At 67.6% G+C, this 14,178-nt stretch carries 9 protein-coding genes and 4 pseudogenes; 4 read left to right on the forward strand and 9 right to left on the reverse strand.

Annotated elements, in window-relative coordinates:
* Position 1 precedes the first annotated feature (1 nt).
* Positions 2-1,348: a dihydroorotase gene (locus N4G47_RS12585; protein ID WP_475287497.1), complete on the forward strand. Its 1,347-nt coding sequence runs from the start codon at positions 2-4 to the stop codon at positions 1,346-1,348.
* Entirely contained in the window at positions 1,348-2,196 is an 849-nt protein-coding gene (locus tag N4G47_RS12590; protein ID WP_475287499.1) for a M23 family metallopeptidase, read from the forward strand. Before N4G47_RS12585 ends, N4G47_RS12590 begins: the two co-directional genes overlap by 1 nt.
* Before the next feature lie 88 nt (positions 2,197-2,284).
* Here the strand turns inward: N4G47_RS12590 and N4G47_RS12595 are convergent, their stop codons facing one another.
* The 5 genes from N4G47_RS12595 to efp all read right to left on the reverse strand — a co-directional run bounded on the left by N4G47_RS12595 (position 2,285) and on the right by efp (position 6,505).
* Positions 2,285-2,989: a squalene/phytoene synthase family protein gene (locus N4G47_RS12595; protein ID WP_475287501.1), complete on the reverse strand. Its 705-nt coding sequence runs from the start codon at positions 2,987-2,989 to the stop codon at positions 2,285-2,287.
* Positions 2,990-3,000: 11 nt separating this feature from the next.
* The gene (locus N4G47_RS12600) at positions 3,001-3,696 is read right to left on the reverse strand and encodes a phosphoglycolate phosphatase (protein WP_475287503.1); all 696 of its coding nucleotides are present in this window, start codon (positions 3,694-3,696) and stop codon (positions 3,001-3,003) included.
* Positions 3,693-4,436 carry a bifunctional 2-polyprenyl-6-hydroxyphenol methylase/3-demethylubiquinol 3-O-methyltransferase UbiG gene (gene ubiG, locus N4G47_RS12605; RefSeq protein WP_475289941.1) on the reverse strand — a complete coding sequence of 248 codons (744 nt, stop codon included), beginning with the start codon at positions 4,434-4,436 and terminating at the stop codon, positions 3,693-3,695. The genes N4G47_RS12600 and ubiG overlap by 4 nt, the downstream gene beginning before the upstream one ends.
* Entirely contained in the window at positions 4,433-5,776 is a 1,344-nt protein-coding gene (locus tag N4G47_RS12610; protein ID WP_475287504.1) for a TRZ/ATZ family hydrolase, read from the reverse strand. Before N4G47_RS12610 ends, ubiG begins: the two co-directional genes overlap by 4 nt.
* Positions 5,777-5,938: 162 nt before the next feature.
* Positions 5,939-6,505 carry an elongation factor P gene (efp, locus tag N4G47_RS12615; RefSeq protein WP_475287506.1) on the reverse strand — a complete coding sequence of 189 codons (567 nt, stop codon included), beginning with the start codon at positions 6,503-6,505 and terminating at the stop codon, positions 5,939-5,941.
* Between the two features lie 122 nt (positions 6,506-6,627).
* On the opposite strand from efp, the pseudogene epmB reads away from it, so the two are divergent.
* Positions 6,628-7,643, forward strand: a pseudogene (gene epmB, locus N4G47_RS12620) (EF-P beta-lysylation protein EpmB).
* A 94-nt stretch (positions 7,644-7,737) separates the two neighbouring features.
* Here the strand turns inward: epmB and N4G47_RS12625 are convergent.
* From N4G47_RS12625 to N4G47_RS12635, 3 pseudogenes are all read right to left on the reverse strand, one after another.
* Positions 7,738-9,863, reverse strand: a pseudogene (locus N4G47_RS12625) (putative bifunctional diguanylate cyclase/phosphodiesterase).
* Positions 9,860-10,733 (reverse strand): annotated as a pseudogene (locus N4G47_RS12630) (phosphate/phosphite/phosphonate ABC transporter substrate-binding protein). Before N4G47_RS12630 ends, N4G47_RS12625 begins: the two co-directional pseudogenes overlap by 4 nt.
* Before the next feature lie 103 nt (positions 10,734-10,836).
* Positions 10,837-11,606, reverse strand: a pseudogene (locus N4G47_RS12635) (RNA methyltransferase).
* A gap of 120 nt (positions 11,607-11,726) precedes the next feature.
* On the opposite strand from N4G47_RS12635, the gene N4G47_RS12640 reads away from it, so the two are divergent.
* Complete coding sequence (locus N4G47_RS12640; RefSeq protein WP_107231003.1) at positions 11,727-12,554, forward strand: inositol monophosphatase family protein; 828 nt, start codon at positions 11,727-11,729, stop codon at positions 12,552-12,554.
* A 672-nt stretch (positions 12,555-13,226) separates the two neighbouring features.
* Here the strand turns inward: N4G47_RS12640 and htpX are convergent.
* Complete coding sequence (gene htpX, locus N4G47_RS12645) at positions 13,227-14,093, reverse strand: protease HtpX (RefSeq protein WP_057495513.1); 867 nt, start codon at positions 14,091-14,093, stop codon at positions 13,227-13,229.
* Positions 14,094-14,178: the final 85 nt, after the last annotated feature.

Raw genomic sequence — 14,178 nt, forward strand, 5'->3', positions numbered from 1 at the left:
CATGTCCTCCACGCTCATCACCAATGCCCGCATGGTCAACGAAGGCCGCACCTTCGACGGCGACCTGCGCATCGAGAACGGCCGCATCGCGCAGATCGGCAGCGGGCTGACGCCGCGCGACGGCGAACAGGTGGTGGACGCAGCCGGGCGCTGGCTGCTGCCGGGCATGATCGACGACCAGGTGCACTTCCGCGAACCGGGTCTGACCCACAAGGGCGACATCGCCAGCGAATCGGCCGCTGCCGTGGCCGGCGGGCTGACCAGCTTCATGGACATGCCCAACACCAACCCGCCGACGCTGGATTCGACCATCCTGGAAGCCAAGTACGAGCTGGCCCGCGGTCGCGCCTGGGCCAACTACGGCTTCTACCACGGCGCCAGCAATGACAACCTCGACGCGATCCGCGCCCTGGACCCGAAGAAGGCGCCGGGCGTGAAGGTGTTCATGGGCGCGTCCACCGGCAACATGCTGGTGGACAACCCGGAAACGCTGGACGCGATCTTCCGCGAGTGCCCCACTCCGATCATCACGCACTGCGAAGACACGCCGATGATCGATGCCAACCTGAAGGCGTTCCAGGAGAAGTACGGCGACGCGCTGACCCCGGACATGCACCCGGACATCCGTTCGCGCGAGGCCTGCATCAAGTCGACCCGTCTGGCCATGTCGCTGGCCCGCAAGCACGGCACCCGCCTGCATGTGCTGCACATCTCCACCGCCGACGAGCTGGCACTGTTCGAGAAGGGCCCGCTGATCCGCGCCGACGGCAGCCGCAAGCAGATCACCGCTGAAACCTGCGTGCACTTCCTGCACTTCGCGCGCCCGGACTACGCGACCAAGGGCAATCTGATCAAGTGCAACCCGGCGATCAAGGAAGTGTCCGACCGCGAAGCAATCACCGCCGCACTGGCCGACGACGTGCTGGACGTGCTGGCCACCGACCACGCCCCGCACACCTGGGAAGAGAAGCAGAAGCCCTACGCGCAGGCGCCGTCGGGCCTGCCGCTGGTGCAGTACGCGCTGGTGGCCGCGCTGGAGCGCGTGCACGAAGGCAAGCTGACCCGCGAGCAGGTGGTGCAGAAGTTCGCGCATGCGCCGGCCCAGCTGTTCGACGTGGAAGAGCGCGGCTTCCTGCGCGAAGGCTACTTCGCCGACCTGGTGCTGGTGGAAGACGTGCCGTTCACCGTCAAGCGCGAGGACGTGCTGTCCAAGTGCGGCTGGTCGCCGTTTGAAGGCACCACCTTCCGTTCGCGCATCGCCTCCACCTGGGTCAACGGCCAGCTGGTGTGGGACGGCAGCACGCTGGTCGGCGAACCGGCCGGCCAGCGCATGACCTACGACCGCTGATGCGCGCGGCTCTCCTGACCGGGGCGCTGCTGCTGGCGGCGCCCCTGCTCTGCACACCTTCGGCGAATGCGCAGGATGCCATCGGCAGCCTGATCGACAGCCGCGTGGTGTTTCCGGCCAGCGCGTCGCAGGGCGCGCTGGTGATCGGCAAGGTCCCGGCCGGCAGCCGCGTGCAGTACGCCGGCCGACAGCTGCGGGTGAGCAACTACGGCAGCGTGGTGTTCGGCATCGGCCGCGACGAGAAGGGCCCGTTGCGCGTTCAGGTGCAGCGTGCCGACGGCGGCAGCGAAACGGTGACCATCGCGGTGACGCCGCGCGACTGGCCGACCGAGCGGGTCAACGGCGTGCCGCCGAAGACGGTCAATCCGCCGCCGGCGATCGCCGAGCGGATCAAGCGCGAACAGGCGCAGGTGACCGCCGCACGCGCCCGCGATGACGACCGTACCGACTTCACCCAGACCTTCATCTGGCCAGTGCAGGGCCGCATCAGCGGCCGCTTCGGCAATGCGCGCGTGTACAACGGTCAGCCTGGCGCGGGTCACTCCGGCATGGATATCGCGGTGCCGACCGGCACGCCGGTGAAGGCGCCGGCGGCCGGTATCGTCACCTTCGCCGGCCCCGACCTGTACCTGACCGGCGGCACACTGTTGCTCGACCACGGCTTCGGAGTCAGTTCCAACTTCCTGCACCTGTCGCGCATCGACGTAAAGGTCGGCGACCGTGTGGAACAGGGCCAGGTGATCGCCGCGGTCGGGGCCACCGGCCGCGCTACCGGCCCGCACCTGCACTGGGGCATGAACTGGTTCGACACCCGCATCGACCCATTGCTGGTGCTGGAACGGAAATAACGCGCGCAATGCGCTTGGGTGGGTGCCAACCTTGGTCGGCACGATCCCGCAGAGCGTGCGGACCAAGGTCCGCACCTACCAGAATCGATCAACCGCGCGCGGCCCACCACACGCGCAGCAAGGTGCGCATCGGTGTCGCTTCAATCGGCTTGCCTGCGGCCTGCGCGGCCACACGGGCACGCGCCAGGCTGGACCACACGCGTCGCGGCCGAGGGCCGGGCACGCGGGCGCCCCACCCCTTCAACAGCGACTGCGCCCAGCGCTGCGCGGCACTGCTGGAATCTTCATCCAGCACGCTGCGCGGCACACCGGCCACGCCGGCATCCTGCAAACGCTGGGCCAGGGTCTGCAGCAGCACTGCACGACCGGCGCCGGTGCGCGGCTTGTCGCTGAACAGCGCTGCCTCCACCGCCGCCACCGCATCGGCGTAGTTGGCCAGCGCGCGCTCGGCGCTGGCGGCATCGAGCGCGACGGTGCGCGCTTCGACCAGATCCGGCAGCGCTTCGGCCAGCTGCGCCCATGGCGCGCGCACCGGCTCCAGCAGGCGCCCCAGCGGATGCCGCGAACGATGCGCGGCCCAGCTGCGCAGTTCCTCGCCCCACCACGCCAGCTTGGCGTCGGCCGGCAGCGGGTCGCCACTGGTGTTGAGCATGTCGTCGAATTCCTGCAGCAGCGCGAACCACGCCACCGCGAGTTCGCGTTGCGATTCGGCCACGAACGGGGCGGCCACCGACCATTCCGGCCAACGGCTGCGCCACTTGTCGAGGAAACTTTCCAGCGCGGTACTGCTCACTACGGGGTTCCTTACGGCTGGGCCGGGGCTGCCGGCCGGGTCGGCCAGAGACTGGCCAGTTGCAGAAGTCCGGCGTTTTCCACCAGCACGTCGGCCTGCCAGGCCAACGGATCGTCGCTGTGCAGGCGATAGCCCCACAGCGCCGCCACCGACGGCATGGCGGCGGCCCGTGCGGCGATGATGTCGCGCTCATCGTCGCCCACGTACACGCAGTCTTCGGCGGCAACGGCAATCGCCTGCGCAGCGTGCAGCAGCGGCAGCGGGTGCGGCTTGCGTTCGGCCAGGGTATCGCCGCCGACCAGCACCGCACAGCGCTGCTGCCAGCCGTACTGCGGCACGATCAAGCGCGCCAGGTACTCCGGCTTGTTGGTGACGATGCCCCACACCGTACCGGCATCATCCAGTGCGGCAAGCATGCCGGCCACGCCGTCAAACAGCACCGCGTGCTGGCCGATCAACGCTTCATAGCGCTGCAGGAACTCGGGAATCAGTGCATCACGCGCCGCCGTATCCAGTTCCGGGAAGGCGGCGCCCACCATTGCACGCGAGCCCTTGGAGACCACCGGACGCAACATCGCCGGATCGACCGGCGCACGGCCACGTTCGGCCAGCATCGCATTACAGGTGGCAACGAAGTCCGGCGCGCTGTCCAGCAACGTGCCATCCAGGTCGAACAGCACCGCACGCGGGAAGCGGGCGGAGGTCATGCCGGCTTGACCGCGTAGGCCAGGTAGTTGATGTCGGTGCGGCTGCTCAGCCGCGCACGGTTGCGCCACGGCTCGTAGGCCATGCCACTGACGTCCACCAGCTGCACATCGGCCTCGCGCAGCCAGCGTGCCAGCTCGGCCGGCTTGATGAATTCCTGGTAGTGGTGGGTGCCCTTGGGCAGCAGCCGCGCCACGTACTCGGCGCCGACAATGGCCACCGCGAAGGCGGCAGCGGTGCGGTTGATGGTGGACAGGAACAGGTGGCCGCCCGGCTTCAGCAGGCGCTTGCAGGCCTCGATGATCGCGCCCGGGTCCGGCACATGCTCCAGCATCTCCATGCAGGTGACCACATCGAAACTGCCCGGCTGCTCGGCGGCCAGATCCTCGGCGGCCTGCACCCGGTAATCGACCTTGGCACCGCTTTCCAGCGCGTGCAGGCGCGCCACCTTGACCAGTTCCGGGGCCAGGTCGATGGCCGTGACGTCGGCGCCGGCCTGGGCCAGCGCCTCGCTCAGCAGACCGCCGCCGCAGCCGATGTCGAGCACGCGCGCACCACGCAGCGGCACACGATCGGCCACGTACTGCAGGCGTACCGGGTTCAGCGCATGCAGTGGCTTCTGCGGGCCGTCAGCGTCCCACCAGCGGTTGGCCAGCGCGGCGAACTTGTCCAGCTCGGCCTGATCGAAATTGGAAGAAGCGTGGGGGCGGTCATGAGAAGTCCTTGCAGCGCCAGGGTTCAGGCGCGGATATGACGGATACGCTCGCGCCACTGGCGCGCGTTGGCGATGATGCCCGGCAGGTCCATGCCGACCAGCTCGCGCTGCACCAGCTTCGGCTTGCCGGCGATCCAGACATCGCTGACCTGCTGGCGGCCGGTGGCGTAGACCAGCTGCGACAGCACGTTGTGCAGCGGCTGGGTTTCCAGCGCCGACAGGTCCACGCAGACCAGGTCGGCCTGCTTGCCGACTTCGATCGAGCCAATGCGCTCGCCGAAGCCCAGCGCACGCGCGCCGCCCAGCGTGGAGGCACGCAACGTGGTGGCCGCGTCCAGCGCGGTGGCATCGTCGGCCACCGCCTTGGCCAGGATTGCTGCGGTGCGGTTCTCGCTGAACATGTCCAGGTCGTTGTTGCTGGCACAGCCGTCGGTGCCGATCGCCAGGTTCACGCCTGCGCGCTGCAGGGCACAGGCCGGGCAGAAGCCCGACGCCAGCTTCAGGTTCGATTCCGGGCAGTGCACCACGCTGACGCCGCGCTCGGCGCACAGATGGATTTCCGCGTCGGTCAGCTGGGTCATGTGCACCGCGATCAGGCGGTCGTTGACCAGGCCCAGGCGATCCAGACGCGCCAGCGGACGCTGGCCATGCAGCTTGATCGAATCGGTGATTTCCTGCGCGGTTTCATGGGTGTGCAGGTGCACCTGCATGTCCAACTGGTCGGACAGCATCCGCACCCGCTCGAAATTGGCATCGTTGACCGTGTACGGCGCATGCGGCGCGAACGCGGTGCCGATCAGCGGATCGGTGCGCCACTGGTCGTGCAGTTCACCGGCCTTGGCGAAATACTCGTCGTCGGTCTTTGCCCAGGCGGTGGGGAAATCGATGATGACCGCGCCAACCAGCGCGCGGAAACCGTGCTTCTTGTAGACCGCGGCCTGCACATCGCCGAAGAAATAGTTCTCGTTGGCGCAGGTGGTGCCGCCACGCAGCATCTCGGCGATGGCCAGGGTGGTGCCGTCGGCAACGAATTCGGGGCCGATCACCGCCGCTTCCACCGGCCAGATGTGCTGCTGCAGCCAGGTCATCAGCGGCAGGTCGTCGGCGACGCCGCGCAGCAGGGTCATCGGGTTGTGCGTGTGCGCGTTGACCAGGCCCGGCATCAGCGCCGCCTCGGGGCGGCTGACCACCTGTGCGGCGCGGAAACGCGCGCGGGCTTCGGCACGCGGCAGGACGGCGACGATCTCGCTGCCACGCACGGCTACGGCGTGGTCTTCCAGCACCACTGCATGCGGCTCGATCGGAACGACATAACCGGCTTCGATGAGGAGGTCGCAGGCTTCGGGGAGGTGCGGGCTATCGCTCATGCGGGCTCACTTGGCTGTGGGGAGAACCTCACGGGAGGCGGTAGCGCCGGGCCGTGCCCGGCGACTGTCCGTTGCGGCGCCATCGGCGCCGGCAACGGGTTCCGGGCGGAGCCCGGAAAGCCGAGCATGGCTCGGCTCTACAGGTAATCCGGTTGCGCCGGATTATTTGACGCGTGCGGAGTATTCGCCCGAACGGGTGTCGACCTTGACGATCTCGTCCTGGTTGACGAACAGCGGCACGCGGACCACGGCGCCGGTTTCCAGGGTGGCCGGCTTGCCGCCGCCGCCCGAGGTGTCACCACGGACGCCCGGATCGGTCTCGATGATCTTCAGTTCGACGAAGTTCGGCGGCTGCACGAAGATCGGCGAACCGTTGAACAGGGTGACGATGCAGGACTCTTCGCCCTTCAGCCACTTCTCGGCGCCGCCCATGCCGGCCTTGTCGGCCTGCACCTGCTCGAAGGTTTCCGGGTCCATGAAATGCCAGTACTCGCCGTCGCTGTACATGTAGTTCATGTTGGTGTCGACCACGTCGGCCACTTCCACGTCATCGGTGGCCTTCATGGTCATTTCCACGGTGCGGCCCGACTTGATGAAGCGATAGCGCACGCGCGTGAAGGCCTGGCCCTTGCCCGGCTTGATGAACTCGGTCTCGGAGATGACGGCCGGTTCATTGTTGACCAGGATCTTCATCCCGTTCTTGACATCGTTCATGCCCGCAGTGGCCATGCTCAAGCTCCTCAAATGGCGAAACCGCCGCGCGTGCGGCGAGCCGGATAGAATGGAAAGCCCACCGAAGGCCGGTGGGCGACAGTTTTTCTGCCCCCATGATAACCGCAGGCCCCCTCCCCATGCAGCTTTCCGCCTTCCCCGGCCCCAGTCGCCAGGCGCGCCCGCGCGCTGGCAGCAGCTCTGGCGCCAGGCGCTGCGCGACCCGCAGGCCCTGCTGGCCCGGCTGGAGCTGGACCCGGCTGCGCTGGGCGTCTCGGAAGCGGCCATGGCCCAGTTCGCGCTGCGCGTGCCCGAAGGCTTCGTGGCCCGCATGCGCAGGGGCGACCCGGCCGACCCGCTGCTGCGCCAGGTGCTGCCGATCGACGCGGAAATGCGCCCCGCACCCGGGTTCAGCTTCGATGCGGTGGGCGATGGCGCAGCCAAGAAGGCCACCGGGGTCATCCAGAAGTACCGCGGGCGGGCCCTGCTCGTCGCCACCGGCAGCTGCGCGATCAATTGCCGTTACTGCTTCCGCCGCCACTTCGACTATGGCGCGGAGAACGCCGCCAAGGGCGGCTGGCAGGAGGCCGTGACGGCCATCGCAGCCGACCCGGACATCGACGAAGTGATCCTGTCCGGCGGCGATCCCCTGTCACTGGCCACGCACAAGCTGGTCGAGCTGACCGACGCCCTGCGCGCGATCCCGCATATCCGCCGCCTGCGCATCCATACCCGGCTGCCGATCGTGCTGCCGGAACGGGTGGACGACGAACTGGTCTCCTGGTTGGGCAGCCTGCCGTGGCCGCTGGCGATCGTGGTCCACGCCAACCATGCCAATGAGTTCGATGCCAGCGTGGACGCGGCGATGGCCCGCCTGCGCGGCCTCGGCGCCCAGCTGCTGAACCAGGCGGTGTTGCTGCGCGGGGTCAACGACAGCGTGCATGCCCTGCAGGACCTGAGCGAGCGCAGCTTCGCCGCCGGCGTGCTGCCCTACTACCTGCACCAGCTGGACCGGGTCGAGGGCGTGGCCCACTTCGAAGTGGACGACACCCAGGCCAAGGCACTGATCGCCGGCCTGACCGCACGCCTGTCCGGCTACCTGGTTCCCAAGCTGGTGCGCGAACTGCCGGGCGACCCGAGCAAGCGCCCGGTGTAAGGGCACGGCCGGGGTCAGATCCCTTTTCCGCAGGAAAAGGGATCTGAGCCCAACACAAGACCCCGGAAGGTCCACGCCGTGCGTGGATGGGGTGTCAGAGCCCCGATTCGATCATCCGCACCACTTCGGTGGCGGTCACCGGGTGGCTCAACCAGTAGCCCTGGCCGAGATCGCAGCCGCGCTGGGCGAGAAGTTCGAACTGCGCCTGCTGCTCGATGCCTTCGGCCACCACCGTGATCCCCAGCGCATGGGCCATGGCGATGATCGCCGTGGTCAAGGCCAGATCGTCCGGGTCGCGCTGCATGTCGGCGACGAAACTCTTGTCGATCTTCACCCCGTCCACGGGCACCTGGCGCAGGTGGCTCAGGCCGGAGAAGCCGGTACCGAAGTCGTCCAGCCAGACTTTCACGCCGGTGCGGTGCAGCTTGTCCAGCAGCTGCGCAGCGACCATTTCATCGCCGATCACGGCGGTTTCGGTCAGCTCCAGGTGCAGGCGCGAGGCCGGCAGCCCGGACTCGTGCAGGCCCTGCGCAACCAGTGCCGGCAGCTCCCTCCGCGCAGCTGGCGGGGCGAGACGTTGACCGAGACGAACAGGTCATCACCGCCTGCCCCACGCGGCCACTGCGAGGCTTCCATGCAGGCCGCGCGCAGCACCTTCGGGCCGATGATCTCGATCAATCCGCTCTGCTCGGCTACTTCGATGAAGACCGACGGCGGAATCGTCCCCAGGGTCGGATGCTGCCAGCGCAGCAGCACTTCCACGCCGACCATGCGGCGGTCACGCATGCGGAAGATCGGTTGGTAGGCCAGCCGCAGCTCGCCGCGCTCCCATGCGCCACGCAGCTCCTGCTCCATGTGCACGCGGCGTTCGACCGCGTGGTCCATCGCACGGCTGTAGTAGCGATAGCAGTTCTTGCCGGCCATCTTCGCCTGGTACATCGCGATATCGCCGTTCTTCAGCAGCGTGGTCGCATCGGCCGCGTCATCGGGGAACAGGGTCACGCCGATCGAGGTACCCAGGAACAGCTCCCTGCCCTGCACCACCAGTGGCTTGCCCAACTCGCGCACCAGCACTTCGGCCAGCAGCCGTGCATTGGCGGCCACGTCACCGTCGCCCACCAGGATCACGAACTCGTCGCCACCGAACCGCGCCAGCAGGGCCTCATCGCCGCCGGCCTCGGTGACGGCGCGGCCGATGCGCTGCGCGAACTGCAGCAGCGCCTCGTCGCCGGCCTCGTGGCCGAGCGTGTCATTGACCCGCTTGAAATCATCGATGTCGGCAAACAGCAGGCCCAGCCGATGGTTGGAGGCACGCGCGGCCATCAGGCGATGGTCCAGTGCCTCCCGGAACGCCAGCCGGTTGGTCAGCCCAGTCAGGGCATCGGTATAGGCCATGTGCCGCACTTCGCGGTCGTGGCGGGCAATCGCATCGCGCATGCGGGCAAACCCGCGCACCAGCTCGCCGACTTCATCATCGCGGGTGTTCTCGGCCAGCGGTGCCTGGTAGTCACCGGCTTCGATGCGCCGCGCGGCGGCAGCCAGGTCACGGATCGGCGCGACCAGGGTGCGCTGCACGTACAGGATCACCACCACGCCGATCACCACCAGCAGGCCCAGCATCAGCAGCAGCCAGCCCAGGTGGCGGCTGCCGACTTGCTGCAGGCGTTCGCCCAAGGTGGCATTGGCGGCCTGTTCGCGCTGCTGCACTTCATCGAGCGCCATGCCGACGCGAACCCCACCGATGCGCTGGCTGCCGACCATGATCGGCATGGTGTTGTCGAGCACCTTCGGCGATTCCTGCACCACCAGCGCCCGCGCTGCCGCCGCCTTGGGCGCCAGCGGATCGGCCATCGGCTGGCCGAATCCGGAAACCTCCACCGAACCGTCATGCACCAGCCGGCCGCGCTCGTCGAACACCAGCACGTAGCGCACCACCGGCTGCCGCGCGGTGCTGCGCACCAGCGCGCCGACCTGGTCCAGGTCACGGTAATACAGCGGATTGGCCAGCGCGTCGGACAACTCGCGCGCCACCGCTTCGCCGCGACTGCGCACGCTGCGGTCGAACAATTCATGGATGACGCCCCCGCTGAGGGTACGCACCTCGCTCTGCATCGCCGCCTGGCGTCCCAGCAGCACGGCCAGAATCGCCACCACCACGACCATCGCCCCGCCCATCGCGAGCAGGAACCTGGCCTGCATTCCCGAGCCGAGCCACTTCATTCCACTTCCATCCGCACGCGCGTCAATCCTTGTTTCAATTCATCCAACCGCTGCTGCGCATGCGCATCGACGCGGTGGAACCCAGAAGTGCCGAAAAACCGATGCAACGCCCCCTGCGCCCGTGGGTCGCTGGCCGCCTGCAGCAGCACCTGCTGCAGACGATCACGCACCTGCGGATCGAGGTCGGCGCGCACCATCTCCACCGCCCGCGGGTAGGGCTCGGTACGCTGCAGTTCGCGGAAATCGCGCCGGAATGCCGCCGGCACCCGCCGCTCGTCGTCCCAGTCCACACTGCTCACCGCCCCCGCTTCGACCAGCCCTTTGTGCACGAACGTAGCGATGTTCAATTCGCTGCGCGCAAATACATACCCCACGCTGTTGCGCCCCGGCGTGTCCCATTCCCCGGCCAGGATCTGCGGCGACAACCCTTCCTGCAGCAGGGTCATCACCGGCACCAGGTAGGCACTGGTGGACGCGGTGTTCTGCAGTGCCAGACGATGGCCGCGCAGATCCTCCATGTTCTGGATCGGACTGTCGCGGCGGACGAAGAACACCGTCTGGTACTGGCGCACGCCATTGCGTTCGGTCAGCAGCAACGGCCGTGCACCGCTGCGCTGGCCCAGCGCCATCGCCGTGCCTGATGTTTCCGTGACCCAGTCCACCCGCCCCCGCCGCAGATAGCTGGCCATCTGCTGCGGATCGCGCGCCATCAGGATCCTCCTCCCTGATGCCGACGTCGTGCATGTGCGCCACCACATAGTCCAGCAACGGCTGCAGCTGCTCGTAGTGGGCCTTGGGATCATCACTGATCCGGCCCAGCACCAGCACCGGATCCGGTGCCGCATGCAGCGACCCGGCCAGCAGGAACATGGCCAGGCCCAGCAGCCCCCTCTGCACTGCCTTTCGCAGACCCGACACAGGTTTCATCCCCCCAGGGTATCCGGACAGACTACCCGAAAAAATGAGACCGTCGTCAGTCGTCCCTGCTGCCGGCACGGGCCAGCCGGGCCATGCGCTGGGTATCGGCCAGGATGCCGCGCAGCAGGCGCACTTCCTGCTCGCTCGGCTGATTGCGCAGGAACAAGCGGCGCAGCTTGCGCATCGCCGACTCCGGGGCACGCCCCTTGTGGAAATCGATCTCGTCCAGGGTGTCGCCCAGCTGGGCAAAGAAGCTCTCCATCTGCTCGTGGCTGGCCGGCTGCTCGCGGAAGCCCGGCTCGGTCTCCGCCACCGGCTGCGCGCCGAGCAGCTGCATGCGCGTTTCGTAGGCCAGTACCTGCACGGCAGCGGCCAGGTTGAGCGAACTGAACGCCGGATCGGACGGGATGTGCACCGCGGCATGGCACAGCTGCAGCTCTTCGTTGGTCAGCCCGGTCCGTTCGCGGCCGAACACCAGCGCCACCTCGGCGCCCTCGCCGGCCCGGGCCACCGCGCGGGCGGCGGCATCGGCCGGCAGGTACTCCTCCAACTGCACGCGTCGGGCGCGGGCGGTGCAGCCCAGCACCAGGGTGCAGTCGGCCACGGCTTCGGCCAGGGTGGCGACCACCGGGGCGTCACCCAGCACATCCTCGGCGCCGGCCGAGCGGCGGAAGGCCTCCTCGTCGAGCGGTTTCTCGGGCGCGACCAGCACCAGGCGGGCCAGCCCCATGGTTTTCAGGGCGCGGGCGGCAGCCCCATGTTGCCGGGGTGCTGGGTGCCAACCAGGACGAAACGGAGGCGGGTGGCGGCAGGAAACTGGGACATGAACAGGGAAAAGGTCGAGCTGGACGATGACCAATGGTAAACTGTGCGGCCGGCCACTGCGCCGGACCCGCTCTTTTCCCCCGCCAGTCCATCTCTTCTGCCTTTCCGGGAGCCCACGCCATGCAGAAACCCGCCGTCACCGTCATGGTCAAGGCCGCCCGCCTCGCCGGCAACGTCCTGTTGCGCAACATCAACAAGCTCGAGGCGCTCAATGTGGTGCAGAAGGGCCGGATGGACTACGCCAGCGAAGTGGATGCGGACGCGGAAAAGGTCATCGTCAAGGAACTCAAGCGCGCCTACCCGGACTACGGCATCTTCGGCGAAGAAGGTGGCGTACAGGGCGAGCGTCGCCAGATGTGGGTCATCGACCCGCTGGATGGCACCAGCAACTACCTGCGCGGCGTGCCGCACTACTGCGTGTCGATCGCCCTGGTTGAGAACGGCGAGCCGACCGACGCGGTCATCTTCGACCCGCTGCGCAATGAGCTGTTCACCGCCAGCCGCGGCGCCGGCGCGGTGCTGAACGACCGCCGCATCCGCGTGGCCGACCGCAAGGACCTGGACGGCACCATGATCCACACCGGCTTCGCCCCGCGCGAACGCAACCGTGCCAGCGCCCAGCTGAAGGCGGTCGACGCCCTGCTGGTGCACGGCGAGGACATCCGCCGCACCGGTTCGGCCGCGCTGGACCTGGCCTACGTGGCCTGTGGCCGCGCTGATGCCTACTTCGAAGCCGGCGTGAAGGCCTGGGACATCGCGGCCGGCCTGCTGCTGGTGCGCGAAGCCGGCGGCAAGGTCTGCGACTTCAAGGGCGCCACCCTCGGCCGCATGGACAACCGCGGTCCGGAGACCCATCAGATCGTGGCCGGCAACCTGAAGGTGGCCGAATCGCTGCAGAAGGTGCTGGTGAACACCGGCTACGCTGCCGAGTTCGACGCGAAGTTCTGAGATTCCGTGTAAAGCGGTTCATGGAGACGGCACCTGCGAGGGTGCCGTTTTCGTTTGCGCGCACGGAGATTCGTTTCCGCGACCGCGGAGGGTGTCACTTTCTTTGCGCGCAAAGAAAGTAACCAAAGAAGCGCTCCGCCAGCCGCGAGCCGACGTGCTACGCACGCCGGTGCCCTGCGCTTCTCGGCGAATCAGGGGACGGCGCCGAACTCGCTTCGCTCAAACATCGGCGCCTCTTCGCCCCTGATTCCCCTGCGATGCTCGGCTCGCTCAAGGCGGACTGGAAGGTCAAGAGCAAGAGCAAGAGCAAGAGCATCCACGCGTAGCATGGATCAACCGGGTACCGCTGTGGCGTTTGACCTTGGGTCCGCCTTGAGCGAGCCGAGCACCGCAGGTCCGGCGAGGGCGAAGAGGTGCGGGTGTCTGAGCGCAGCGAGTTCCCGCACCGTCCCTCGACGGGCCGAGGAGCGCAGGGTACCGATGCGCAGCATCGGCTCGCGCCCTGGCGGCGTGTTTCTTTGGTTACTTTCTTTGCACGAGCAAAGAAAGTGACACCCTCCGCAGGCGCGGAAACGATCCGCCGGGCGCGACCCCGCATCAGCAATGCATTCCCGCAAACAAAAACGCCCGGCGCGAGGCCGGGCGTTCCTGCACTACCTTGAAAGCCGAGGCTTACGCCACCGTAGAAGCACGCAGCGCGGCGATGCGCTCTTCCAGCGGCGGATGGCTCATGAACAGCTTCTTCGCGGTCGAGCCGGCAATGCCGAAGGCGGCAATCTGCGTCGGCAGCGTGCTCTGGCCGTGGTTCAGCTGCAGGCGCTCCAGCGCGGCGATCATCTTCTGGCGGCCGGCCAGCGAGGCACCACCGGCGTCGGCACGGAACTCGCGGTGGCGCGAGAACCACATCGAGATCATCGTGGCGAACAGGCCGAACACCATCTCCAGCACGAACACGATGATGAAGTAGGCGAAGCCACGGCCACCGCCTTCGCGGTTGCCCGACAGCGCGCTGTCGATGATGCCGCCGACCACGCGGGCCAGCACGATCACGAAGGTGTTCAGCACGCCCTGCAGCAGTGCCATGGTGATCATGTCACCGTTGGCGACGTGGGCGATCTCGTGGCCCAGCACCGCTTCGGCTTCGTCTTCGCTCATGTTGTGCAGCAGACCGGTGGACACCGCCACCAGCGCGTTGTTGCGGTTGGCGCCGGTGGCAAAGGCATTGATCTCCGGGCCTTCATACACCGCCACTTCCGGCATGCCGATGCCGGCTGCCTTGGCCTGGCGCTCGACGGTGGCCAGCAGCCAGCGCTCGGTCTGGTTGCGCGGCTCGGTAATCACCACCGCGCCGGTGGAACGCTTGGCCATCCACTTGGACAGCAGCAGCGAGATGAAGGAACCACCAAAGCCGAAGATGCCGGCCATGACCAGCAGGCCGCTCATCGAACGGGAGTCCACGCCCAGAATGGACATCACGATGCCGGCGAGAATCAGCACCGCAAGGTTGGTGGCCAGGAACAGGGCAATGCGGGTAAACATGGGAGAATCCGGCTCTAGAAGGGTCGATATCGACCAATTTGCGGTGCAGTCAGCTTGAATTCAAGCGCCAACCTGACCGACGATT

The organism is Stenotrophomonas sp. GSD10, from assembly GCF_056172695.1.